Source organism: Parolsenella sp. LCP21S3_E11 (assembly GCF_052118165.1).
Taxonomy (GTDB): domain Bacteria; phylum Actinomycetota; class Coriobacteriia; order Coriobacteriales; family Atopobiaceae; genus Parolsenella.
This window is the reverse complement of sequence record NZ_JBQKHS010000006.1, coordinates 38455-63300: the sequence shown is the minus strand read 5'-3', so window position 1 is coordinate 63300 and position 24846 is coordinate 38455. Positions and strand designations below refer to the sequence as shown.

Here is a 24846-nt window from a genome sequence, read left to right as displayed (position 1 = left end):
CCTAAACGCAGGCTAGGCCTACCATGGCATCAGACATACCTAAGGAGGAGCCATGGAGTCAAACGAAGATGCTGCCTGGGAGCTCGCACGCAAGCTCGTACAAATCGACAGCTCCGATCCTGGGGCCTATGAAGGCGAGATCGAGCGTCACATCAGAACCTTGCTACGTCAGAGAATCGAAAACCTCCCCGAATCGCTCGCGTCACGAGTTTCAATCGATGAGCTCGAGGTCCTCCCGGGGCGCACGGAACTCATGGCGACCATCCCAGGCGCAACTGATGAACCCCGCCTCGTCTTCATCTGCCATATGGATACCGTGACGCTCGGAGACGGTTGGAACGACGGCATTGACCCGCTTTCTGGGCTCATTCGCGACGACCGCCTCTATGGCCGCGGGGCATGCGACATGAAGAGCGGCCTCGCAAGCGCTATGGTCGCTTTCGAAGCTACGCTCGACAAAATGGCGAGGACCGGCAAGCTTCCACGGAGAGGGCTCTCGCTCATCTGCAGCGTCGACGAGGAAGACTTCATGCGCGGCGTCGAAGCCGCCATCAAACAGGGCTGGGTCGGCACCTCGGAATGGGTTGTTGACACCGAGCCAACCGACTCACAAATCCAGGTCGCTCACAAGGGGCGCACGTGGTTCGAACTTACCATGCAGGGAGTAACCGCTCACGCGAGCCAGCCGTGGAAAGGAGCGGACGCCATCGCCGCCATGGCGATAGCCATCAGTCACATACGCCGAGAGATTGCCAGCCAGCCCGTGCATGACGAGCTTGGCCGATCAACGGTGACGTTTGGACAGATCGAAGGCGGTTATCGCCCGTATGTCGTCCCCGACTCGTGCAAGGTTTGGATTGACATGAGGCTGGTCCCACCCTGCGACACGCAGGCAGCGTCGAAGATCGTCAAAGACGCGATTGCAGCTGCCGAGAATGAGGTGGAGGGCTGCCACGGATCATTCGTCATCACCGGGGACCGCCCTGCCGTCGAGCGTGACCCCGCCTCTCCCCTACTGGCCGAGCTGCTCGAATCAACCGCCGACATAACGGGTACTTCCGCGAAAGTTGGCATTTTCACCGGCTATACCGACACCGCGGTCATAGCGGGCACGTGCCAGAATCACAATTGCATGAGCTATGGGCCGGGATCGCTCGCGCTTGCCCATAAGCCCAACGAATACGTGCCCCACGGGGATGTGCGCCGAGCCCAAGCGGTGCTCACTCGCCTCGTCGAACGTGTCTGTTGGTAGCGTTTCCACACCTCAAGCCAGGCAGCAGTCAAGAAACACAAGAGACAAAACAGCGCCCCGAGGCTCATCGAACCATCGGGGCGCCAAAGGATTGAAGCGAGTGTCCTCGTGCCGTTACCTAGCAATGAGAGGGAGCGCCGTAAGAACGACACTAGCGCAGTGCTTGGCCGCTGCCGCCTCGAACTCCGGATAGGAAACACTCGCAGAGCCGTCGGCCTTATCTGAAATGGCGCGGACGACAACGTACGGAACGCCAGCCACATAACAGACGTGGGCGATTGCCGCGCCCTCCATCTCACAGCACATACCGCCAAACTGCGAGGTGATTCGAGCCTTGGCCTCAGCTGAGGCGATGAACCTGTCCGCGGAGCAGACACGACCCTCAAAGACATTCACGTCGTCGAGCGCCCTAGCCGCGGATAGCACGTCCTCGCGAATGGAGCGGTCCGCCTCGAAAGCAACCATATGCAGGTCAGGATGCTCGCCAGGCTTGTAGCCGAGGGGCGTCACGTCCATGTCGTACTCGACGGCATCCGTAGAGACGACGATGTCGCCCACCTCAATGTTATTGTCGAGGGAGCCAGCGACGCCCGTATTGATGACGCAGGTGGCGCCAAGCTGGGAAACAAGGACCTGGGCACACATGGCCGCGTTCACCTTGCCAACGCCGCACTTGACGACGATGACGGAAACCCCGTCAATGACGCCCTCGACGAATACCAGCCCCGCGACGTCGTGCTCCGTCGCGTCCTCGACCTTACTCTTAAGCAGCTCGACCTCGGAATCCATCGCTCCGATGATGCCAACCTTGACGTTTCCCATGCAACCTCCCAAATCATCAGGCTACGGTTCATGATACCCGCCGCCCAAGCCGTATTCGCGCGCGGCAATAAACGTCATTCGAGAGGGTTCGATTGCGTCACTCGCTCGCACGAACGGAACAAAGGGGCTGCGCACCGGCATCGCGGCACACAGCCCCTTACACAAAGCACATGACGAGCGAGTTTCAATCTGAGCGATGAACTAGCTGCTAAGAGTCTCGAACGTCGCCAGCCATACCCTAGCCGCTACAGCGACGCCTCGGCCTCAGACAGGGAATCGAGGATATGCTCGTCCTTGCCGTCGTACTTGGGAGCGGGACGGAAGAGCATGAACAGGATTCCAGCAAGCGCGACGAAGGCCACGACGGTCCAGAAGCCAAAGTTACCCAGAACAGCGAGCTCCCAGAGCTGGTTGATGATGAGGCCAACAACCCAGCCGAAGCCGCACTGGTAGGCAATGGCGAACCAGAACCACTTGGGGTCATCCATCTGCTTGCGAATCGTACCGATAGCGGCAAAGCACGGAGCGTCGAGCATGTTGAAGGCAACGAACGCGCACATGGCGCCGGCGTGCATGATGCCGGAAGCATCCGTGAACATGCCAGCGAAGCCGCTCCACATGGAGAGGGAGTTCTCGGTGGCATCACCAAGACCAAACAGGACTCCGAAGGTCGAGACCAGGTTCTCCTTGGCGATGAGCGCGTTGATGGAGGCGGCGGTGGCCATCCAGTTGTCGGCGCCAAGCGGGGCGAAGAGCCAGGAGATGGAACCGGCAATGACCTTCAGGAGGGACTTCTCGACGTCGCCGTCGGCCAGGAAGCCGAACGCGCCATTGTCAAAGCCAAAGTTAGAGAGGAACCACACCACGACGGCAGCGGCGAAGATGATCGTACCGGCCTTCTTGATATACGCGCTGACACGCTCCCAAATGTGGAGCCACCAAGACTTGATGGACGGGAAGTGGTAGGACGGCAGCTCCATGACGAACGGGGTGGGCTCGCCAGCGAAGGCCTTGGTCTTCTTCAGCATGATGCCGGAGATGATGATTGCGGCAACGCCGAGGAAGTAGAACATCGGGGCGATCCACCAACCGTCAGAACCGCCGATGAGGACGCCCATGACGAGGGCGATGATCGGCTGCTTGGCTCCGCACGGAATCATCGTGGTGAGCATGGCCGTCATGCGACGGTCCTTTTCGTTCTCGATGGTCTTGGTGGCGAGGACGCCAGGAACGCCGCAACCAGAGCTCACGAGCATCGGGATGAAGGACTTACCGGAAAGGCCAAAGCGGCGGAAGACGCGGTCCATGACGAAGGCGACACGGCTCATGTAGCCGCAGTCCTCAAGGAAGCAAAGGAGAACGAACAGGACGAACATCTGCGGGATGAAGCCGAGCACGGAGCCAACGCCGCCGATGACGCCGTCGATGACGAGGGACTTGACCGCATCAGACGCACCCGCGTCATCAAGCCAGCCCTCGACGGCACCGGGAATGGAGGGAACGTAACCGTCGTAGTCCGCGGGATCGGGCTCCTCAGACTGCGCATCGACAGCAGCAAGGAAGTGATCGGCCGTGACGGCGGGGATGGTGTCCTCGGTGTCGTTGCCGTCCTCATCGGTGATCACAACGTCCTTCGCGGTCACGTCGGCGGCAGAGGCAACGAAGCCGTCAACGATGGCCTCGGAATCGGCGTCCTCAGGGTCTTCCGCAAGGGCGTCGACAGCGTCGGAGACCTCGGTCGCACCGTCTTCGGTCACGACGCCGTCATCCTCGGCAGCGGCAATAAAGCCGGAGATCTGATCACCGTAGTGGTTATCGGCAAACTCCTCGGCATCGGCCTCGTACTGCTCCTGGCCGGCAGAGTTGACGAAGAAGCCGTCAGAGAAGAGGTTGTCGTTCACCCAGTCGGTACCAGCGGTGCCTACGGTGGAGATGGCGATGTAGTAGACGAGGAACATCACGACGACGAAGATCGGCAGGCCGAGAACGCGGTTAGTGACGACCTTGTCGATCTTCTCGGAGGTGGTGAGCTTCTTCGGAGCCTTCACGACGCAAGCGTCCATGACGCGCGCGATCCACTCATAACGATCGGAAGTGATGATGGACTCGGCGTCATCATCGCGAGCGGTCTCGACGGCCTTGATGTCAGCCTCGAAGGCCTCGAGCTCGGCATTCGAAAGGCCGAGGGGCTCGATGGCGGCAGCGTCGCGCTCGAACACCTTGATGGCAAACCAGCGGTTCAGCGAAACGTCGCACTTGCCAGCGATGCCCTTCTCGATCTTGGCAAGCGCCGCCTCGACATCGTCGGAGAAGACGCGGGCAGGAGCCGGAGCAGCACCCGCCTTGCCAGCCTCGATGGCCTTGTTGACGAGGTCGTCGACGTTCGTCTCGCGCAGGGCAGATACCTGGACGACCTCACAGCCAAGTTCGCGAGAGAGGGCGGACACGTCAATGCGGTCGCCGCTCTTCTCGAGAAGGTCGAGCATGTTCAGGCCGAGAACGACGGGAAGGCCGCACTCGAGAATCTGGGTCGCGAGATAGAGGTTGCGCTCGAGGTTCGTCGAATCGACGAGGTCGATAACGGCAGATGGGCGGTTCTTGATGAGATAGTCACGCGAGACGACTTCCTCAGGAGAGTACGGAGAAAGCGAGTAGATGCCGGGGAGGTCGGTGAAGGTAATCTGCTTTTCCTTCCTCCAGTTGGCCTCCTTCTTCTCAACGGTGACGCCAGGCCAGTTTCCCACATAGCCGTTCGATCCGGTGAGGGCGTTGAACAGCGTGGTCTTGCCGCAGTTCGGATTACCTGCGAGCGCGATATACATGCGGTCTTCCATGACTCCCTTTCCTGATGTGTTGCTGGGGGCGGGGTCGGCCCCCTGGTCCCTTATGCCGGACCTTTTCAGATGGGCACGGAGATCCCCTCGAGACCGCGCCTCTCCGCTCGTGCGGAGCATAGCTGGCACCAAGCCGATCCCCGCTTACTCGGGCTCGACCTCGACCTTCTCGGCCTCATCCTTGCGGATGGAGAGCTCGTAGCCACGAACGTTGAGCTCGAGCGGATCACCGAGCGGGGCGACCTTTACGACCTTCACCTTGGCGCCCTTGGTGATGCCCATGTCCATGATGCGGCGCTTCACGGCCCCGACACCAGTGAGTGCCTTCACCGTGCAAGACGACCCAACTGGTATGTCCTTAAGCGTAGTCACCTGTTCCCTCTCTTCCTCTCTCTGCCGGCAAGCCGACCTGAAACGACAACTAGATGCGAATTCGTCTGACGTAACGCGTAACCCAAGCGAGCGAATAGACGAATTAGCAAACGAACACGTGCATGCAGATTGTGCGATCGAGACCAAGCTGGGCTCCCTTAACCCTCACGATGGACCCCGAAGCACCGCCCTGGGTAACGACCCTGACCACGGCACCCTCGACAAATCCAAGGTTCTCGAGGTGACGTCGCATTTCGGTGGTGCCGCTGACCCTCACGACGCGGACGTCTTCGCCCTCGCGTGCAATGGCAAACGGAAGCTGTGCGACTGACGCTGCAACCATAGCTGCTCCTCTAACCAAAAGTTGTCCCCAACTAACTCCATAACTAATTTGAGTAGTATGTGCTTAACTTTTGCATGAGTCAACCGTGGTGAACCGTTTGTTTTTTTACATTTGGTTATGCCGAAGACTGAGAGCCATAATCCGGAGATCGCCCTAGCAAAACCGGGGATTGCTTCAGAAATACCGGAGATCGTCCCAGCAAAAACCGAAGATTGTCCCAAGGAATCAACGAGAAAAAGGCCGCCTCGGCTTTTTGCCAAGGCGGCCCAGCAAGGTGCGGCTCAATCAAAAAGACTACCGGTACAAAGGCACAAGCCCCTCCCTACTTGAGGCGAGCGAGGACTCCGCGAATGAGGGTCTCGAAGTCATTCTCGTGATCGTGGGCGACCTTAAGAACGGATTCGTGCGTGACGCCGGCCTCGCCAGCCATGTTGGCAGCGAGGGTGACGCCAAGGACGTTCATGCCGAGGGCATGAGCCATGATAGCCTCGCAGACAAGGGACATGCCCGCATAGGAGGCTCCCAGGCTGCCGAGCATGGCGACCTCGGCGCCAGTCTCAAAGCAAGGTCCAAGAAGGCCAGCATAAACGCCCTGTTGGAGGTCGATGCCGTTATCCGCGGCGACGCCAGCGGCAAGACTGCGCAGATAGGGCGTGTAGACATCCGTCATGCCAACGAAGGGCGACTCGACGCAGGCAAGGTCCTCGTCCTCGATAAGGGGATTCGTGCCCGTAAGGTTGAGGTGGTCCGTGATCAGGCCAAGGCCCACATGGGCACGCCCTGCAATGGCGCCCGTCGCGCAGGCAAAGATGATGTCGCGACAACCGAGCTTATAGGCGTGACGCACAAGCGAGGTCACCTGGGCCGGATCATAGCCCTGATACAGGTGGACGCGGCCCGGATACACGACGACGGGCACTCCATCAATGGTGCCGACCGTCGCCTCAAACGTGTGTCCGGCAACCGGGCGAGCCGTAACCGGGAATCCGTCGATATCAGCATACGGAATTCGACGGACGGGCTTGACCGCGGCAGCGAGCGCACCCAGACCACTTCCGAGGACGATGGCAACGGGATGCTCGACGCTCGCACGGCAACCCTCGACAACTTTCTCATCAACCACGATGATCCCCTCCTTTTCGAGAGCACGGGCCGCAAAACCCGTTCCCCTCACGAGTCTCCCTGTATGGGTTCCATCGTAGACGACTCCGGAGCCACAAGCCGGACTCTTCGCCTTGAGTACGGCGAGCGGCGAAGAGAGCTCACGAGCACGAAAGGCGGCGAACCTCGCCCCGCGCACATAAGCTGCGGTTACGTCGTCCCCAGATACGGTAATAACGGAATCTCCGAGAATTTCGGCAGGCGGTCGAGGAGTGGTCAGACCTCCATCAACCTCGGGGCAAATGGGAACGACGCGTCCTCCCCCATCCCTCACGGAACGCACGAGTGCCTCTACGGACGCGCAAGGGCGAGCGCCACCGTCGTAACGGCAACGCTCGCCCAACAGGCACCTGCTTACGATAAGGTCCACAGCTCTCTTATGCGCCCAGGGTATAGATCTGGATGGAAGCACTGGAGAGGATGCCGTTCACGTAGGCAGTCCACTCGCTGCTCGACGCCGTGGCGTTGGAAGCATACTGCTTATAGGCGACAGCATAGGCGATCTGCGCCTGAGCGTACGTGGCGGAATCGGGGGTCCACGTCTCGTCCTTCAGGGCCTCGTAGTAGGGACCGTCAGTGCGCGCCCAGGTGTTGTTGGTGGCATCCCACTCGTCGCCGATGAGGTTGACGATGTAAGCCCCGTAATCGCTCGTGGCGGTATCCTCCGCGCCCTCGGCGGGAGCCGTGGGGGCATCGGGGATGGTACCCGCCTGAGTGCTGCAGACCTTCTCCTTGAGCTTGTACATGGCAGCGCTCTCGCGAACGACTTCCTTAGCCTGATCCTCGGTCAAGCCGTACTGCTGCGCAAGGGAGGCAATGTCGGACGTACCAAGGATCTGCTCGGCATAGGAGCCGATCTCATCATCTGAGACCGTGATTCCCTCGGCCTCTGCCTGCTTGGCGAGAATCTGGTTGCGAGCGACAGCGAGGGTGGAGTCGGCGTTGGGCAGCGAGTAGTTGCCGTCCGCATCCTTGGCGGAGTCGAGCGAGATCTGGGACTCGATGGCATCGCGAACGGTGATGGTCTCAGTCTTGCCGTTATAGGTATAGGAGGCAATCACCCGGTCGAGGTCGCCCTCGGAAACCGTCGTGGCGCCAGGGAACGCCGGAGACGGCGCACCGCCCCCGAGAACGAAGTGACCGACGAGCAAGCCAACGACGAGAGCGATGACGACGCCTGCGGCAAGAATCTGGACAGGAACAGAGGCAGCAGCCTTAGGAGCCTGCGAGAACCTAGCACCGCCGGAGCGCGCGCCCTGCGAGGCATGCTTATCGGAAGACTTCTTATCATCCATTGCAAACTCCAAATCAATCGAACGGCCGGGTGCGAAACCCGGCCGCGCATACATACTTTGGCAAGTCTACCCCAATGTTGGAGACGCCACGTTGACGCTAGGCAAGCTCTGCGACGCGAGCTGCGACTGCGGCACCATAGGTTCGCGTCCCAACGGAACCCTCAGTGGAGCCTGTGAGGGCACGCTTGATGTCCGCAGTGACGCTCTCACCGGCAGAGAGGACCTCGCGTACGGCAGTGCGAATGCGATGCGCCGCCTCGTTCTCTCCAAGGTGATCGAGCATCATCGCCGCGGAGAGAATCATTGCCGTGGGGTTGGCGATGTCCTTACCCGCGATATCGGGGGCACTGCCATGCGTAGCCTCGAAAATGGCCTGGTTCAGGCCAATGTTGGACCCGGGCGCGAGGCCAAGGCCTCCAACGAGGCCGGCACAGAGGTCGCTCACGATGTCGCCGTACAGGTTGGGAAGGACCATGACATCGAAGTCCGCGGGGTTTTGCACGAGGCCCATGCACGTGGCGTCGACAATCTTGTTGTCAAACTCGATATCGGGGTACTCGGCAGCGACGCGCTCGGCCGTGTGGAGGAACAGGCCGTCCGTGCACTTCATGATGTTCGCCTTGTGAACGGCAATGACCTTGCGGCGGCCGTTCTTGCGAGCGTAATCAAACGCATAGCGAATGATGCGCTCGGATCCGCTCACGCTGATGGGCTTAAGTGAAATCGCGGAGTCAGGCTTGATGGTGCCGGCCCCCTGCGCGGCAACGGCGTCGATGATAGAACGAGCGCCCTCGCTACCCTCATCGAACTCGATGCCCGCATAGAGATCTTCCGTGTTCTCACGAACGATTACGAGGTCGACGCCATCATAACGGCTACCATCGCCAGGCATCGAGAGGCACGGGCGCACGCAGGCATAGAGATCGAAGGCGCGCCTCAGGGCAACGTTCACGCTGCGGAATCCGGAACCCACGGGCGTGGTAACCGGGCCCTTGATGGCGGTGCCGGTCTCGCGGATCGAATCGAGGACGCGCTCAGGCAGCGGAGTGCCCTCTTCCTCCATGACGTGGGCGCCAGCCTCCTGGACATGCCAGTCGATGCTTACGCCAGAGGCTTCGACGACCTCACGCATGGCGGTAGAAATCTCAGGACCGATGCCATCGCCAGGAATGAGCGTAACCTGATGGGCCATAATTCCCCCTCGTCGTTATGCGGAGCGACCCGCTATTGGCTGCGCAAGCGATTCTACGCAAGAACAATTGAAGGCGAAGCAAGCGCGCGCACGGCTTCACAGAGCCGAAACCTACTTGCCGTCGACGATGGCGATGATCTCGGCAGAACGGTCCTTGACGAAGCCCCTTCCGTTCTCGGCGTCAAAGCGAATGCGCTCAGCAAGGGCGGACTTAATCTCATCGCTCGCCTCTCCCTGAACGAACTCAAGCATGCCGGCAAGCATATCGCGATAGCCAAGGTCACCGTGATAGCACTGGATGGCCTCGTCGAGAAGAGGCCAGGCCTTCTCGGCAGCATCGGGGGATTTGGAACCCATACGAGCAATCAGGCAGAAGGCGGAAACGCGAACGCGAGAGTTGTTCTCATCAAACAGCGAGGCCTCAGCGCCCTCGTAGGAATCCTCGACAAGCGTGGGGTCGACATCGGCGATATAACGGAGCGCATCAAGTGCCTCCCAGCGCGTCTGCGCCTCCGGACGGAACAGCGCGTCGACCATGGCCTCGGCAACAGCCGGAAGCTTGTCGCCAAGAGCGTTGGGGTCATCGGCAAGCATACTAGTGAGCGTATGGGAAGCTTCCTGGCGAGCGCGACGAACGGGGCCAGAGACCTCGTCGATCAGGCGGTCAACCATGGTAATCTTTCCAGCACCAAACCTCGCGGTGGTGGTCTTCTCGGTCATGCGGGTCCTCCCCTACTCGCAGAACCCATCGACAACGGCGGTGCCGCTTCGAGGGTCGGTGTGAATTTCAATGAGGCCAAACGACGCGGCCTCGCGCAACAGCGCCGTGAAAGAACGATAGCCATAGCTCCTCTCGGAGAACTGTGGCTGCTTACGGCGCATGGTGTCCTTAATGAGCGACGCCCGAATGATGCTGTCGGTCTCTCGCTGGAGGGCGTCGACGGTCTCCAACATGAGCTTATAGCAAGCGAGCTTCTCCTTCGGGACCCGATCCTCGTAGGCGGGAACGCCGCCAGCGGAGACGATGTCCTCATAGAAGATGAACTCGTCGCAGGCCTCGGTGAGCAAGGTGCTCGTCGCCTCGCGCATGCCCACGCCAATCACGGTCTTGTTGAACTCTCGGAGCTTGGAGACAAGCGGAGAGAAGTCCGAGTCGCCGGAGAGAACCGCAAAGGTGTCAATGTGGTTCTTGGTGAGACACATCTCCATGGCGTCTACGGCGAGGCGGATGTCTGCGGAATTCTTGCCCGTATAGGCTCGATCGGGAATCTCGATCAGCTCGATGCCCAGCTCATGCAGCGGCGTTACCGCCTCATCAAAGCGCTGCCAGTCGCAATAGGCACGCTTCACGACGATGCGTCCCTTTTCGACAAGGCGCTCGAGAATGCGTTTGACGTCCGGCGCGGGACCTAGCTCCTGATGGCCTCGACGATTGCGCTTGCCAGTACCAAGAGCAAGGTTCTCGTAGTCGATGAACACGGCAATCGTGCCCTGAGGAGCCGCGGGGATTGATTGGTCCATTTCACTCACGACTGATTACCAGCCTTCTTCTTGTCGTCGGCGACGCTCATGAGCTCTGCCTCGGCCGCGCCAGTGCGAGCTCGCTCGCGTTCCGCACGCTTGACGCGGGCGCGTTCCCGATCACGAGCGCGAGCCTCAGGGGTCATGAGGCGATCAACGAACTTCCACGGACCCACCGACTCGCCATAACCAAACTTAAGCCCGGCGATTGCACCCGCGATGGCACCGATGGCAAACATGCCGAGAACCACATATCCCGTCATCCAGACAATCATGAACAGGAAGGATCCCGCGAGAACCGCAGCGAGATTAGCGGCGAAGAAGCCAGTCGTGCCCCTCACGCGGCCTCCAGCATCTTCACCGAGGTGAAACCCGATGAAGATGCCAAAGACCGCGAACAGGATGCTGACGATAGTGATGCCAAAACCGTCACCCACGCGCTACTCCTCGCAATGGCAGCCGTCGCCATGGTCGCAGGCACACTCTTGGTCGCCGTCGTGATCGTGACCGCATGTGCATTCGTGATCGTGGCCATGGTCGTGGCCGCAGGAGCACTCGTGGTCATGGTCATCAGGCTCGAAGGCACTGGTGTCTAGCTTGCCCCAGTCCAGACCCGCCGCCACGGCGTCAGCCTGCTCGGCGTAGAGAAGGGTGAGCGCCTGGGTTCCAAGACGGCCGCCACCGATCTGATCGAGCATGTCGTAGAGCGTGAAAGCAGTCTCGACACCAGGAAGCGTAATGTCGAGGTCCTCGGACTGCTCAATGGCGAGGCCAAGGTCCTTGCGGAAGTGCTCGACGAGGAAGCCAGGCTTGTAGTCTCCCTCGAGGGCCTTGGGACCAAGGCCCGTAAGCGCGCGGGAGCCGCCCATGCCGGAACCGACCATCTCGAGCATACGGGAAACGTCAAGGCCGCCCTGCTCGGCGAGGGCGAGGGCATCGGCCATGCCGACCATGCAGCCGGCAAGGGAGACCTGGTTGCAGAGCTTGGCGGTCTGCCCTGCGCCAGCCGCGTCGAAGTAGAAGATCTTCGAGGAGAAGGACTCGAGGATGGGAAGGACCGGAGCGACGTCTTCCTCCTTGGCCCCGACGATGAGGGTCAGCGTGCCGTCGATGGCGCCCTGCTCACCGCCAGTCACCGGACAGTCGAAGGCGTGCTTGTCCTCGACCTCCGCCGCGTCGTGAATATCACGAGCGAGCGCAGGCGAAGAGGTCGTGAGGTCAATGAGCCATGCGCCCTTCTTCGCAACGCGAATGAGCCCGTCAGTCGAGAGGTAGACATCCTCAACGTCAGCGGGATAGCCGACCATCGTAAAGATGACGTCTGCATCAGCGGCTGCCGCCGCAGGGCTATCCGCCCAGGTAGCGCCTCGAGTGATGAGGCCATCGGCCTTCTCCTTGGTGCGGTTGTAGACAGTTACGTCATAGCCAGCATCCATGATGTGGCCAGCGATGGGCGCGCCCATAATGCCGGTACCGATGAAGGCGACCTTGAGGTTTTTGGCTGCAGTCATGCTGCTCCTTTCTGGCGGCGCAAACGACCGCAAATGAACAAGGATTCCCCCTCGTGGGGATCAGTTACTTTGAGCGGACCTTACGGGCAATGCGATCCGTGAAGGAGAGGGCCTCGCGACGGTCCTTGCCCCAGAAGACACACGCCACCATACCGGGGCCCACATGCGCGCCAATGACCGGCGAGACGGAGCTGTGGATGATGGGAATGTCGCGGCAGCCAGGCTCCTTGCGAATTTGGTCAGCAAGCCAGCGCGCGTCCTTCTCGGCGTCAGTGTCCACGATGCCGATGGGCATGTGCGTGATGACACCACTCGCGCCAATGTAGTTCTCTTTGAAGTCGGCAATGATGGCACGAAGGGCCTTCTTACGACCGCGACACATACCACGAAGCGTGAGGGCGCCGCTGAGGTCATAGGAGAGCTCGGGCTTGATGTCGAGCTTGCCACCGACGGTCGCCGCCGCGGGGGGAATGCGTCCACCACGCGCGAGGGCGTCAAAACTATCGAGCGTAAAGTAGCCTTGGATGTAATAGCGGGCCTCTTCCGCCCACTCAACAAGCTCGGACGCCGTGAGGCCGTTGCCCACCTGACGCACGGCTTCGATGGTCAAGAGCTCGGCCGCAGCGGAGGGACAAAGATTGTCCACGACGTAAATCTCGTAGCCGGGATGCGCCTCGCGGACAAGGTCAACCGCCTGACGAGCGGCGTCGACGCTCGAGGAAAGGCCACGAGTGAAGGCGAGGTAAACGGCAGGGACACCGTCCTTGGCCATGCGCTCGAACACCTCGAGGTAGTTGCCGGGCGTAACGGCAGACGTCGACACGTGCTCGCCGGCACGCATGCGCTCATAAAACTCATGAGGCGACATGGAGCGCCAGAGGTCATCCACGTGCTCCCCGTCCTCCATTACGAACGGGAAATGGACGATCTCGACGCCGAGGGCACGGGCGACCTCCGGGGCAAAGTCCGCACACGAGTCCACGATGATGCGGCACTGGCCGTCACGGCGATAGCTTGCTCCAACTTCGCGCGCAATGGTCTCGGGCTCTTCCCCCGCGACCGCCGCAGCCTCGAAGCATGCGACGGCCGCGGGCTCCGTAGAACCCGCGGCCTGAAGGTTTGAATTGTCAGAAATCTCGCTACTCATCCGGCTCCTCGATCTTGGGCTTAATGATTCCATATCCGCCGCTCTTGCGGCGATAAATAACGTTTACAAGGCCAGTGGTGGCATTCGTGAAGACGTAGAAGTCGTGACCGATGAGGTCAGTCTGGACGAGGGCTTCCTCCTCGCTCATGGGCGGCAGATCAATGACCTTCTCGCGAACGAGCTCTTCGTCGTCATCGCCCTCGATGAGATCAGCCAAATCCCCCGAGACAGGAGCGACGGGCAGCCCCTGAGTGCGCTGGCGACGATCAATGACCTTGGTCTTGAACTTACGAATCTGACGGGTCACCTTATCGGCGGCGATATCGATGGCGGCGTACATGTCAGGATCTGCGGACTCGACGCGAACCACGTTGTCGCGAACACGCACGGTGACCTCGCAGACTGCCGCCTCGGGATTGGAGCGATTCTTCTCGACTCGAAGGACGACGTCGCACGTCATGGGCTGAATGTCGAAGACTCCGAGAGCCCCGCCGATCTTCTCGTCAACGTAGTTGCGCAGCGCGTCAGTAACGGTAACCTTGCGACCGGATACCTTGATGTCCATAGTGCCTCCAACCCTAGAGCCAAAATGCACGTTCCGGGGACGCAAGCCCTTGGGACTTACGTCTGTACTCTCTAAATACCCAAACGCGACAAAAAAGTTCGCGAGAAAATAAATGACCGGTTACCGATTCCACCCTTCACAAGCGAACAGTCACACGCTTAGACAGACTAATCAGGCATTAATAGACGTCCACGGCATTGGCACCAGCGGTCGATCCATCCTGAATCCCCGAGGTCACGCCCTTAATCCCAGAGGAGTCAGACTCTGACCCCTCGACAGTTCCGGCAGAAAGCGTAATGCCAGAGATCTGCGAGGAATCCGTCAAGGGGCTCAAACCGCCGAGCCATCTGGCGCGAATAACGTCGCCGACTCCATTGGAGGAGATCTTGTCGAGGGCGTCTTTGACCGCCATCTGGAGATCGGTGTTAGAGGTCATAACCCCAACGCCAATCATGGACGGAGCATTGATGGAGCCGGCAAAGGCGATGCCATCATAGGAACCCGAAAGAAAGGCGCCCGAGAACGCGTCGCAGAGCACGTAGTCAACAATGCCTTGGTCAAGCGCATCAAACGCGTCGTTCAAGTTCTGGAAATCCTGCTCCGTGGCGTTGAGGTCGCTGCGCTTGAGATACTGGGCAGAAGAGGAACCCTCCTGGACGCCAATCCTCTTACCGCGAAGGTCCATGCTAGAGGCAACCGTCTCGTCGCCTTTGTGGAAGAAACCAATCGCGTCTTCGGCATAGGAGCCAGCAACGGTCACGTTCGAACGGCCCGAGGCCTCACCCATGACGACGTCGCACTCAGAGCCAAGCGAAGAGGAAGTGCTCGAAACGCTAACGAGCTTGACAGAAAGGCCGAGCTCGTCACCAAGCGCATACGCCATGTCCACGTCATAACCCTGGTAAGAGCCAGCTTGGTCAGTCATGCACATTGGAGCCGAAGAAGAACGGTTGAGACCAACCGTAAGGACGCCGTCCTCGAGAACGGACGGAGAGGAGACAGCCGGCGTAGCAGCGGCAGCGCGCTGAGATCGAGCCTCTTCGACCGTAGGAGAGGCAAAGGCGTCACTAATCGCCTCGAGTGGGTTAGAGCAGCCAGCAAGGGCAACAGTGCAAGCCACCGCAAGCAGGGAGGCGAGGACGGGCTTAGCCGCCAACGAACGTTTCATCGAGTCTCCTCGTATCTCGGGCGCGAGCGCCCACTGGGCCGGCACATGCCGGAAGTTGTCAGTGGTCTCAGACAGCTGACCTGGTATTTGACCCCACACTCGCGCACTGGAGCGTTTGCTTTGGACGCCGCGGCGTCCGCCACTCGTGACCCTCTCGCCCGCGGAGCTTTAGCCCCTCATCTAACGAACGGTGCGGCTTACTTCTAGGACGAGCCATGATCGCCAGCCCGCGCACGGGCCGACTTACGTGGATCCCTTTGCCCTCGTCTGGCATGGACTTGGGACGGCTGCGGGCGCACGCCCGCAGGGACAGACGAACGCATTGGTCACCTTTGGCTCGCAACGTATCGACTGGCCCACCGGCCCGCAACCACAGACCTGAATGAGACTTTGGAATTATAGCAGCTTAGGCATGGTGAGACTGTGAATTCACCTCCCAGGACCTCACCACGAGCGCGCGAGGGCGCAAACGGTGACATCCGCCGCTCCGGCTTCAAGCAAACAGCGCGTGCAAGCGCGAACCGTCGTGCCGGTCGTGAGGACGTCATCAACGAGCAGCAGCGAGCAACCCGTAACGTCCTCGATAACCATAACGCCGCTCTCGAGGTTTGCCTTTCTCCCCTCGCGACCGAGCTTACGTTGGTCCTTGGCGTCCTCGCGCGCGAGAACGTCTGCCAGCGGCAAGCCAAGAAAGGAGGCGAGACACTTCGCGATCGCCTCCATATGGTCAAAGCCCCTGCGCCGGAACGCCTCAGGCGTCGCCGGCACGAAGCAGATGGCATCCGTTTCGTTCGCGTCAAAGCGGGCCAAGCCGTCAGAGGCGGGTAGAGTTGCCGCCTCGTCAAGAGAGGTCGCGATTATCGCGGCGATAATCGCGGCAAGGCGCCTCTCCCCCGCGTCTTTGTGAGCAACGGCCAGCGCGCGGCCGACGCCCTCGAGCGGCAAGGCGCAGACGCACGAGCGGGCTTCCCATCCTCCGCCTTGAGGCAAGTCGCACTCCGTACAAGTGAGCCGACCAAAGGGAGCCCCGCAGTTCGGACACGCGAGGAGTTGTTCGATCCACGGGAGAGAGCACCGGCACGACTCGCAGATTAACTCCCCCGGCTCATCACAAACGACGCAGCGCGTCGGCCAGATAACCTCCATGGCGGCACTACAAACAGACCCCAAATGCACAGAATCCCCTCCATGCAAGCACGAAGGGGATTCTCGGTGACAACGATTCTATCGCTTATACGCGAGGAGGGCCTCGGCCATGTTCAGCCTTGCTCCAGGTTCAACACCAATGCCGAGAGCACGAGCTAGTTCTTCGCCGCCGAGCGAATCAGCTGATCAAGGACGCCTGAAAGCTCGCGACCAGACGCCTTCATCATCTCGGGGAATCGCGAATAGCGCGTAAGTCCCGGAATGGAGTTGACCTCGTTGAAGACAACTTCGTGCTCAGGGGTCATGAAGAGGTCCACGCGCGCGAAGCCCGAGCAGCATAGGGCCTCGTACACGGCGAAGCCCGTCTTGCGAACGAGCGCCATATCCTCATCCGAAATCTGTGCCGGGCAGCGAAGGGACGAGTTCTGAGAAGAAGCCGAGGCACCTGCGGTTTGGTCCTGGTGGATATGGAAGAACCCGCCATCCGAGACGACGGTCTCGTCCACGACGCCCATCTCGAGGCCCGACGTCGCGTCGCCGATCACGGCGCATCCCACCTCGGTGCCGACGATGGCCTCCTCAACGGAGACCTTGGGGTCGAGCGAAAAGGCGAGCTCGAGAGCGCGAGCCATCTCGTTCTCATCGGCGACCTTAGAGACTCCGTAGGAAGAGCCTCCTCGCGTGGGCTTCACGAACACGGGATACCCGCCGCATGCGCTAACGGCAGCCTCCGCATCCGCGGCACTTGCGCCGCGATAGAGGACCTCGCACTTGGGGACTCGCACGCCCGCGCTCGCGGCCAGGCGATGCGAGACGTCCTTATCCATGCAGACGGCGCTCGAGAGGACCCCGCAGCCGACATACGGCACGCCAGCGCTCTCGAGAAGCGCCTGCGTAACGCCGTCCTCCCCACCCTGGCCATGAAGCACCGGGAGCGCAACGTCCACATCGAGACGGGTCAGGGTTCCGTTTGCCTCATGACGACAAAGCCCGCCGCCGGGAACGACAACCACGGGGCACACGTCGTGCGCGGCCCATGCATCGCCCTCGTCAACATCATCGAGGACGCCCGTGTAGTTGAGCCATTCGCCATCGCGCGTGATGCCGACGAGCGTAAGGTCATATTCAAGGCCCGACAGCTCGCGCAGGACGTTGTTGGCCGAGCGAAGCGAAATATCGTGCTCGGACGAAGTGCCGCCAAAGAGAACGGCGACATGAAGGGTGCCTTCCATGCGACTCCCATCTGACACGTGGCGATTGCCACTCACAGCAGCTTCAAGTTAGACAGCACCGCGTCCCGCTTACGTGGGGCGCGGAGGACGGTAAATCATCGAAGATAGGTTAGCTCAGTCGGAAGAGCGCGCAAGCGTTATTCCACAGGGCGCGGTACGTTTCCTCGCGCAAAGAAACGCCGAACTCCGCACGAACGTCAGCAACGCAGGCAGCTTGATAAGCAACCATCGCGGGCTCGCACTCCTCCCCACGGAGCGGGACGGGAGCCATATAGGGGCAATCCGTCTCCGAGAGAAGCTGGTCGAGCGGAACCTTCGCGGCGGCCGCACGAATGTCTTCGCTCTTACCAAAGGTAACGGCGCCGCCAAAGGCAATCGAGCAGCCAAGTTCTATGAATTGCTCGACAACTTCCGGACCAGACGTGAAGCAGTGGATGTCGCAGCCAGCGGCGGGCACGCCCATCTCGCGGAGAACCTGCGCCGCCAAGGCATGTGCGGAGGCGTCAGGGTCATCCGACGCGCTCCTGAGATGCAACTCGACGGGTAAATCTAGCTCATGGGCAATGGCAAGCTGCCGTCTAAAGGCAACAAGCTGAGTCTCGACATCGACCTCGTTATAGGGACCAAAGTCGAGACCAATCTCGCCAACGCCAACGCAACGCTCCCCCGCAAGCAGCTCGCGCATGCGAGCCTCGGCCTCTGCGTCGAAATAAGGCGCGTTATACGGATGAGAACCGGCAACGAATCGCAGGTCAAGAGGCAGCTCTGGCGTGGCGAGTGGCAGCGGCTCATAACCAGGGAACGCGGCAGGCACCAGCCCGGCATCCGCAAACTTCGCCATAAGCGGCATGGCGAGATCGTATGCCTCGTCGAGAAACGACAGAAGGTCCGCCGGACTACGACGGGGGGCGGGATTATCCTCGGTGCAGCCGCAGTCATCGAAAGGATCGAGCGGAACCACAAGCAGGCGCACGCCCGCAAGCGCCGCACGCGCAAGCGCAAGGGCCGGGTCATGGCTCTTGAGCACCGTCAGATGTCCATGAGTGTCAGCAAGAGGGGCGAGTGGCGACGGAAACTCGCGCGCCTTGCCCTTCTTCGTATGAAAGAGCATGCCGTCTTCGAGCGTGAGGGCATCGGCGTTGAGCAGGGCGGCGTGGCTCATCGAGGTTCGCTCTCCCCCGTAGCGGACACAGATTGGGCGAGCGCGGCCGTCAGGCGAACGAAATCTGCCGTCGAGAGGGTCTCCGCACGTGCGCTCGGCTCCACGCCGGCAACCGGGAACGACTCGTCAAGCACGGCCTTGTCAAACCCGTTCGAGCCCATGGAGTTGCGGATGGTCTTCCTCCGCTGTCCAAAGGCTGCGTCGATCACGCGAGAGACGGCCTTGGCATCAATTCCGTCAGGAAGCTCGACGCCCCCGCGATCGATACGAACGACGGCGGAATCAACGTGCGGCGCTGGCATGAAGCAACGTGGCGGAACCTCAAAGCGACCAGTCACGTGACCATAAAGCCCGAGCTTGGCCGTATAGCCGCCATAGGTGCGGTTACCAGGTACAGACGCGATGCGATCCGCGACCTCCTTCTGCACCATGACGACGGCGCGCTTAAGGGCAGGCATCGTCTGGAAGAACTGGAGGATGATCGTAGCGGCAACGTTATAGGGAAGGTTCGCGACGAATACCGTGGGCTCGCCACCGGCAGCCTCGGCAATCTCCGCCGGTGTCACCTTGAGCGCATCGCCCATGATGAAGGCGAAACCATCGTGTTCCTCCGCGTGAGCCTCGAGAACAGGCTCGAGCTCGGAGTCCGCCTCCACGGAGACAACGCGCGAAGCCTCGCTCAAGAGGGCGAGCGTGAGGGTACCAATGCCAGGACCGACCTCGAGCACGCGCTCGCTGCCATCCAGCTCGGCGAGGGACATGATGCGCTCGATCACGTGATTGTCGATAAGGAAGTTCTGCCCCAGGCGACGCTTGGTCGCCAGGCCAAACTCCTTCAGCAGGCCCCTCGTAGCGGCCGGGCTTGCAAGCGGGGATGTGGTCATTGGACCGTCCAATCAAAAGAGCGCCCGCGGCCGCCAGGGCAAGCCGGGCGGTCGCGGGCACAGCGTCAAACAGCTAGATTACTTGTCCTCATCGAGCTTGAGGCGCGGGAAGAGGGCCTCACCCTTCTCGACGGGAGCGCCACCGGCCAGGCCGCCCCAGGCGCAAGCGCCGGCGAGGTCATCGGTGCTGGCCTCAGACTCGGCACCGATACGGCGGAGGGCCTCGGCGCTGGTCTCGGGCATGAAGGGCGCAAGCAGGTGCGCAGAGATGCGGATGGCCTCGAGCAGGTTGTAAATCACGAAGGCGAGCTCGTCAGCCTTGGCGGAATCCTTCGCGAGGCTCCAGGGCTCAGAATCCTCGATGTAGTGGTTTGCCGCGTGGACGAGCGCCATGACCTCGTCCTTAGCGCCAGCGTAGTCGAAGACGTCCATGCGCGCGGAGTAACGCTCGAAGATGCCGTCTGCGACCTCGGCGAGCGGGTTGGCGAAGGCGTCGGCGCTCGCAGGCTTGGCGGGGGCACAGCCGTCGAAGTACTTCACGCTCATGTTGGCAGAGCGACTGATGAGGTTGCCCCAGCTGTTAGCGAGGTCAGCGTTGTAGACCTGCTCCATACGCTCGAAGCTGATGGCGCCATCCGTGCCAGGAACGACGTCCGTCATGAAGTAGTAGCGATAGCCCTCGACGCCGAGAAGATCGATGACCTCGTGCGGGGCGATGGCGTTGCCGCGGCTCTTGGACATCTTCTCGGCCTTGCCGGTCTCCGAGTTGCGGACCGTGAGGAAGCCATGGGCAAAGACGTGCTCGGGAAGGGCCTCGCCAATGGCCATGAGCATGGCAGGCCAGATCACGCAGTGGAAGCGAATGATGTCCTTGCCGACGACGTGCGTGTTCGCGGGCCAACGGTAGGCAAACTCGGCCTTCGCCTCGGGGGTATCGACGCCGTAGCCGACAGACGTCATGTAGTTGAGGAGAGCGTCGAACCAAACGTAGGTGACGTGACCGTCATCGAACGGAACGGGGATGCCCCAGTCGAAGCTCGTACGGGAGACGGAGAGGTCATTCAGACCGCCCTCGACGAAGCTGCGCACCTCGTTCATACGGAAGTCCGGCTGGACGAAGTCAGGGTGCTCGTCATAGAGCTTGAGGAGGCGATCCTGGAACGCGGAAAGCTTGAAGAAGTAGCTCTCCTCCTTCACGCGCTCGAGCGGGCGATGGCAATCCGGGCAGAGGTGGGCGCCGAGGGTGCCGTTCTCCTCGTCGCCCTTCTCGACCTGGGTCTCGGTGAAATAGGTCTCATCGGGCACGCAGTACCAGCCGTCATAGCTGCCCTTGTAGAGATAGCCGGACTCCTTCATGCGCTCCCAGAGGTACTGCACGGCCTTGTACTGGCGCGGCTCGGTGGTGCGGATGAAATCGTCGTTGGAAATCTCGAGCCTCTTCCAGAGGTCCTTGAAGTGCGGGGCCTGGGAATCAGTCCACTCCTGCGGGGTCATGCCGTGCTTCTCGGCAGCCTCGGCTACCTTCTCGCCGTGCTCGTCCATGCCGGTCAGGAACTTGACGTTATAGCCGGCGGCGCGACGGTAACGAGCCTGGACGTCAGCCAGGATGGTGGAGTACGCGGTGCCAAGGTGCGGATCGGCGTTGACGTAGTAGATGGGGGTGGTGACGAAGTACGAGGGCTTGTCTGCCATATGTGGAACCTCTTCTTAGGACGTGCGTCGGCAAATGGGCCGGACGCAGGCGAATGAGCCGCGTGACATTGTATCGCGAGAGTGCCGTCGCGCGGCCCGAGAGCGTAAGGACTGTTCGCGGTCAATAGGAGGAGGGTATCTGAGCGTCTTCTCGTTTGAACGAGCAGCGACTGGGAGCCCTCCCCTTCATGCTATTAATCGCGCGATTTGGTCTACCATCAAGACCGGTCCGATGAGAGGAGTTCGGGACGTCCGTTTGCATGCGGCCTCGAAGAAAGGTGGGATACCATGACTGCGACGCTTAGAGACTGCGTATATGGCCAGGCCATCGGTGACGCCCTTGGGGTGCCTTTCGAATTCCGTCCTCGCGACAGCTATGAATGTTCAGACATGGTTGGCTACGGCACCCACCACCAGCCGGCGGGCACCTGGAGCGATGATACCTCGATGGCGCTCGCCATATGCGACAGCTATCGTGAGCTCGGACGTATTGACACGGACGACATTCGGAGTCGCTTCGTTTCCTGGTACCGTGACGATGCCTACACCTGTGACAGGCTGTTCGATATCGGCAACACCACGATTCTTGCGCTCAAGCGTGGTACAGGTCTCTCGGGCGAGCGTGACAACGGCAACGGATCGCTCATGAGAACGGTCCCGCTTGCCTTCACAAGCGCCACCGACGACGAGATTCGCGCCGTCTCCGCAATTACCCACGCACACAGGGTCTCAACCGAAGCCTGCGTAGACATGGTCCATGCGGCGTGCGAGCTCATAGCGGGCGCCACCCCACGCGATGTCGCCGCTGTCCACGGCGTCAATGTCAACAAAGACCGCGGCGACATCCGCTCCGGCGGTTTTGTCAGAGACACCCATGAGGCAGCCCTGTGGTGCCTCGCCAACACCGAGAGCTTTGCGGAGTGCGTGCTCATGGCAGTCAACCTGGGAGACGACACCGACACGACCGGCGCGGTGGCCGGGGCGCTTGCCGGCATCGTCTATGGTATTGAGGGAATACCGGATACATGGCTTGAGACGCTCAGAGCCAAAGACCTGATTGACGCCTGCCTATTCTAATAATTACGACTTATTTCGAAGGAAAGCAGAAAGGGCAAGCTCGTGATAGGGCGAAAAACGAATGGGGACGGCATGGCAAGCCCGCGCTCAAATTGGAACATAGTCTCGTGGTTCGAGCAGAGGGTTTTCGCGTGGTCCGATAAGCCCACGCCCAAGCGCTTCGCGACCGACACGCTTATCGTCTTCCTGACGATGGTGCTTGCCACGGTTCTTGGCGCCATCTTCTACGGCCTCGACATGGAAGCATGCATAGTCATCACGTATGTCTTGGCCGTTCTCTGCGTCTCGCTCCTCACCGTGGGACGCCTCCACTGCCTCGTGGCCTCCGCCCTCGCGGTCCTGTTCTATAACTTCTTCTTCACTCACCCGCGCTTCTCGCTCACCGCCTGGGGCAGGACCTATCCCGCGACGTTCGCAGTCATGTTCGTGGTCGCTTTCATCGCCAGCGCCGTTGCCGTGACGCTCAGACGCGAAGTCCACGCCTCACAGCTCGCATATCGAAGGACGCAGATCATCCTCGAAGCGGACGAAGCGCTACGCAGGTGCACTACGCGCGAGCAAATCATAGATGCGATTGGCGCCCAGCTGTCCAAGCTGCTCGAAGCCGAAGTCATCTGGTATGCCGAGGGCATCTCGGGCTTTGCTCCCCAAAGGCACTTCTCCGCCGTCTCGGCAACGCAGACAGAGCCAATCGTCGAGACTCCCATGGCTCGTAGGGCTATGGAGAACAGAGGCGCGGTCGGTGCCGGGACCGGCTGCTTCCCCTCCGCAAGCGGCTATTATCTGCCAGTCATCTCGGACGACAAGGTTATCGGCGTAATGGGTGCCTGCCTTGGCAATAAGACGCCACTCCCCGCCGAGCAAAACGAGGCGGAGGCAGTTGTGGGCGAGGCGTCTCTCGCGCTCAATCGCATCCAGGCGCTAGAACAGCGCGAAGAGGCTGCCGTGCTAGCCAAGAACGAGCAGCTTCGCGCCAACCTCCTCCGCTCGATTTCGCACGACCTGCGCACTCCGCTCACGGCAATCTCGGGAAACGCCGACGTCCTGCTCTCGGACGGAGATGCGCTGAGCGCGGACAAGCGCGGAGAGCTGCTCAGAGACATTCGGTCCGACGCAAACTGGCTGAACGCCACCGTTGAGAACCTTCTCGCCATCACTCGCCTCGAAAATGGGAATGTCCAGCTAAATACCACCGTAGAGCTCCTCGACGACATCATCGAGGAGGCGCTGCGCCACGCCAATCCAGACATCTGCCAGCATCGTCTGGAAATCGAGCCGTGTGAGGACCTCCTCCTCGTCAAAGTGGATGCCAAGCTGATTGTCCAGGTCCTGGTCAATCTGGTGAATAACGCCGTAACCCACACACAGGCGGGTTCGACCATCCGCGTCTTAACGTGCTCGCGAGGTACCGAGGCCATTGTCAGGGTCGAAGATGATGGGCCCGGCATCAAAGATAGCGATAAGACGCATGTCTTCGAATCCTTCTATACAATCGGCCGGACGTTCGCGGACTCCAAGCGAAGCGTCGGGCTTGGTCTCTCCCTTTGTAAGTCGATTGTGGAGGCACATGGGGGTAGCATCGTCGTTAGGGACGCTGTCCCCCACGGATGCGCGTTCGAGTTCGCGCTGCCACGCTATGAGCTCACGGAAGGAGCCTCGGAAGATGCCGACTGAATCGAGTCCCACGATTCTCGTTGTCGAGGATGACCCAACGATCAGGAACCTCATCCTGACGACTCTCGACACACAGGGATTTCGCCACCTCAGCGAGAGCACTGGGAGAGGCGCCATCGCGGCGTCCGCCTCGAGCGCGCCGGACGTGGTCCTCCTCGACCTCGGTCTGCCCGACATCGACGGCATCGAGGTCGTCCGTGCCATTCGCAGCTGGTCTCAGATGCCCATCATCGTGGTGTCCGCTCGAAGCGAGGACGCCGACAAGATCGACGCGCTCGACGCCGGCGCGGACGACTACCTCACCAAGCCCTTCTCCGTAGGCGAACTGCTGGCGCGAATCCGCACCACGCTACGACGCCTCAACTATCAGTCGCCCACGCAAGGGCAGGAGCCTTCGACATTCCAGAACGGTAACCTGCGAATCGACTACACGGCAGGCATCGCATACCTTGACGACAGGGAGTTGCACCTGACCCCCATCGAGTACAAGCTCCTTTGCCTTCTGTCGCACAACGTCGACAAGGTCCTCACGCACAGCTTCATCCTGCACGAGGTCTGGAGTAACAATCACCAGGCGGACCTCGCCTCGCTTCGCGTCTTCATGGGAACCCTTCGCAAGAAGATCGAGCCCGACCCGGTTCACCCGCGCTACATCCAGACGCATGTTGGCGTAGGCTACCGCATGATGCGCGTCGCGGACGAATAGGGCTTTTGGCTGGTGATTCGAGCCGAATGGCGAGTAGGCTCGAACTCGACCCGCAAGCTTCGCGCCTACACATATGTGAACAAGGCATAT

At 60.8% G+C, this 24846-nt stretch carries 23 protein-coding genes and 1 pseudogene; 4 read left to right on the top strand and 20 right to left on the bottom strand.

Features of this window, described 5'->3' with window-relative positions:
* Positions 1–52 precede the first annotated feature (52 nt).
* Entirely contained in the window at positions 53–1252 is a 1200-nt protein-coding gene (locus ACTQ1Z_RS06625; protein WP_441859734.1) for a M20 family metallopeptidase, read from the top strand.
* Positions 1253–1366: 114 nt separating this feature from the next.
* Here the strand turns inward: ACTQ1Z_RS06625 and ACTQ1Z_RS06620 are convergent, their stop codons facing one another.
* The 20 genes and pseudogenes from ACTQ1Z_RS06620 to metG all read right to left on the bottom strand — a co-directional run bounded on the left by ACTQ1Z_RS06620 (position 1367) and on the right by metG (position 21299).
* Positions 1367–2074 (bottom strand): 5'-methylthioadenosine/adenosylhomocysteine nucleosidase, encoded by a 708-nt coding sequence (locus ACTQ1Z_RS06620; RefSeq protein WP_320680323.1) that lies wholly within the window; start codon positions 2072–2074, stop codon positions 1367–1369.
* A 245-nt stretch (positions 2075–2319) separates the two neighbouring features.
* Positions 2320–4908, bottom strand: a complete 2589-nt coding sequence (locus ACTQ1Z_RS06615; RefSeq protein WP_441859731.1) for a FeoB small GTPase domain-containing protein — start codon at positions 4906–4908, stop codon at positions 2320–2322.
* A gap of 144 nt (positions 4909–5052) precedes the next feature.
* On the bottom strand, positions 5053–5280 hold the full coding sequence (locus ACTQ1Z_RS06610) for a FeoA family protein (RefSeq protein ID WP_320680320.1): 228 nt from the start codon (positions 5278–5280) through the stop codon (positions 5053–5055).
* A gap of 103 nt (positions 5281–5383) precedes the next feature.
* Positions 5384–5623, bottom strand: a complete 240-nt coding sequence (locus ACTQ1Z_RS06605) for a FeoA family protein (RefSeq protein WP_441859729.1) — start codon at positions 5621–5623, stop codon at positions 5384–5386.
* A 322-nt stretch (positions 5624–5945) separates the two neighbouring features.
* Positions 5946–6746, bottom strand: coding sequence for a purine-nucleoside phosphorylase (locus tag ACTQ1Z_RS06600; RefSeq protein ID WP_320680371.1), 801 nt, complete (start codon positions 6744–6746; stop codon positions 5946–5948).
* A pseudogene (locus ACTQ1Z_RS06595) lies at positions 6747–7154 on the bottom strand (DUF523 domain-containing protein); the annotation flags it as partial.
* A 7-nt stretch (positions 7155–7161) separates the two neighbouring features.
* Positions 7162–8079, bottom strand: a complete 918-nt coding sequence (locus ACTQ1Z_RS06590) for a hypothetical protein (protein WP_441859727.1) — start codon at positions 8077–8079, stop codon at positions 7162–7164.
* Positions 8080–8176: 97 nt separating this feature from the next.
* Complete coding sequence (locus tag ACTQ1Z_RS06585) at positions 8177–9271, bottom strand: isocitrate/isopropylmalate dehydrogenase family protein (RefSeq protein WP_441859725.1); 1095 nt, start codon at positions 9269–9271, stop codon at positions 8177–8179.
* A 111-nt stretch (positions 9272–9382) separates the two neighbouring features.
* Positions 9383–9991 carry a hypothetical protein gene (locus ACTQ1Z_RS06580; protein ID WP_441859723.1) on the bottom strand — a complete coding sequence of 203 codons (609 nt, stop codon included), beginning with the start codon at positions 9989–9991 and terminating at the stop codon, positions 9383–9385.
* Positions 9992–10003: 12 nt separating this feature from the next.
* A complete protein-coding gene (locus ACTQ1Z_RS06575) occupies positions 10004–10792 on the bottom strand; it encodes an NYN domain-containing protein (protein WP_320678912.1) in 789 nt (262 codons plus the stop codon).
* Between the two features lie 5 nt (positions 10793–10797).
* Complete coding sequence (locus ACTQ1Z_RS06570; protein WP_320678908.1) at positions 10798–11229, bottom strand: hypothetical protein; 432 nt, start codon at positions 11227–11229, stop codon at positions 10798–10800.
* Between the two features lie 3 nt (positions 11230–11232).
* Positions 11233–12303 carry an NAD(P)-dependent oxidoreductase gene (locus ACTQ1Z_RS06565; protein ID WP_441859721.1) on the bottom strand — a complete coding sequence of 357 codons (1071 nt, stop codon included), beginning with the start codon at positions 12301–12303 and terminating at the stop codon, positions 11233–11235.
* A gap of 64 nt (positions 12304–12367) precedes the next feature.
* Complete coding sequence (locus ACTQ1Z_RS06560) at positions 12368–13450, bottom strand: DegV family protein (protein ID WP_441859719.1); 1083 nt, start codon at positions 13448–13450, stop codon at positions 12368–12370.
* Positions 13443–14015 (bottom strand): ribosome hibernation-promoting factor, HPF/YfiA family, encoded by a 573-nt coding sequence (gene hpf / locus ACTQ1Z_RS06555; RefSeq protein WP_330028117.1) that lies wholly within the window; start codon positions 14013–14015, stop codon positions 13443–13445. The genes ACTQ1Z_RS06560 and hpf overlap by 8 nt, the downstream gene beginning before the upstream one ends.
* Positions 14016–14193: 178 nt before the next feature.
* The gene (locus ACTQ1Z_RS06550; RefSeq protein ID WP_320678902.1) at positions 14194–15183 is read right to left on the bottom strand and encodes a substrate-binding periplasmic protein; all 990 of its coding nucleotides are present in this window, start codon (positions 15181–15183) and stop codon (positions 14194–14196) included.
* A 444-nt stretch (positions 15184–15627) separates the two neighbouring features.
* Positions 15628–16173, bottom strand: coding sequence for a ComF family protein (locus tag ACTQ1Z_RS06545; RefSeq protein WP_441859716.1), 546 nt, complete (start codon positions 16171–16173; stop codon positions 15628–15630).
* A gap of 311 nt (positions 16174–16484) precedes the next feature.
* Positions 16485–17561: a D-alanine--D-alanine ligase family protein gene (locus tag ACTQ1Z_RS06540; protein WP_441859715.1), complete on the bottom strand. Its 1077-nt coding sequence runs from the start codon at positions 17559–17561 to the stop codon at positions 16485–16487.
* A 109-nt stretch (positions 17562–17670) separates the two neighbouring features.
* Positions 17671–18723 (bottom strand): TatD family hydrolase, encoded by a 1053-nt coding sequence (locus ACTQ1Z_RS06535; protein ID WP_441859713.1) that lies wholly within the window; start codon positions 18721–18723, stop codon positions 17671–17673.
* Positions 18720–19607 (bottom strand): 16S rRNA (adenine(1518)-N(6)/adenine(1519)-N(6))-dimethyltransferase RsmA, encoded by an 888-nt coding sequence (gene rsmA / locus ACTQ1Z_RS06530; protein ID WP_441859711.1) that lies wholly within the window; start codon positions 19605–19607, stop codon positions 18720–18722. The genes ACTQ1Z_RS06535 and rsmA overlap by 4 nt, the downstream gene beginning before the upstream one ends.
* A gap of 78 nt (positions 19608–19685) precedes the next feature.
* Positions 19686–21299 (bottom strand): methionine--tRNA ligase, encoded by a 1614-nt coding sequence (metG, locus tag ACTQ1Z_RS06525; protein WP_441859709.1) that lies wholly within the window; start codon positions 21297–21299, stop codon positions 19686–19688.
* Between the two features lie 288 nt (positions 21300–21587).
* Here metG and ACTQ1Z_RS06520 point away from each other — a divergent pair, with 288 nt between their 5' ends.
* The 3 genes from ACTQ1Z_RS06520 to ACTQ1Z_RS06510 all read left to right on the top strand — a co-directional run bounded on the left by ACTQ1Z_RS06520 (position 21588) and on the right by ACTQ1Z_RS06510 (position 24756).
* Positions 21588–22376, top strand: a complete 789-nt coding sequence (locus tag ACTQ1Z_RS06520; RefSeq protein ID WP_441859707.1) for an ADP-ribosylglycohydrolase family protein — start codon at positions 21588–21590, stop codon at positions 22374–22376.
* 72 nt (positions 22377–22448) lie between these two features.
* Entirely contained in the window at positions 22449–24050 is a 1602-nt protein-coding gene (locus ACTQ1Z_RS06515) for a sensor histidine kinase (protein ID WP_441859705.1), read from the top strand.
* Positions 24040–24756: a response regulator transcription factor gene (locus tag ACTQ1Z_RS06510; protein WP_330027681.1), complete on the top strand. Its 717-nt coding sequence runs from the start codon at positions 24040–24042 to the stop codon at positions 24754–24756. Before ACTQ1Z_RS06515 ends, ACTQ1Z_RS06510 begins: the two co-directional genes overlap by 11 nt.
* The last annotated feature ends 90 nt before the right edge of the window (positions 24757–24846 follow it).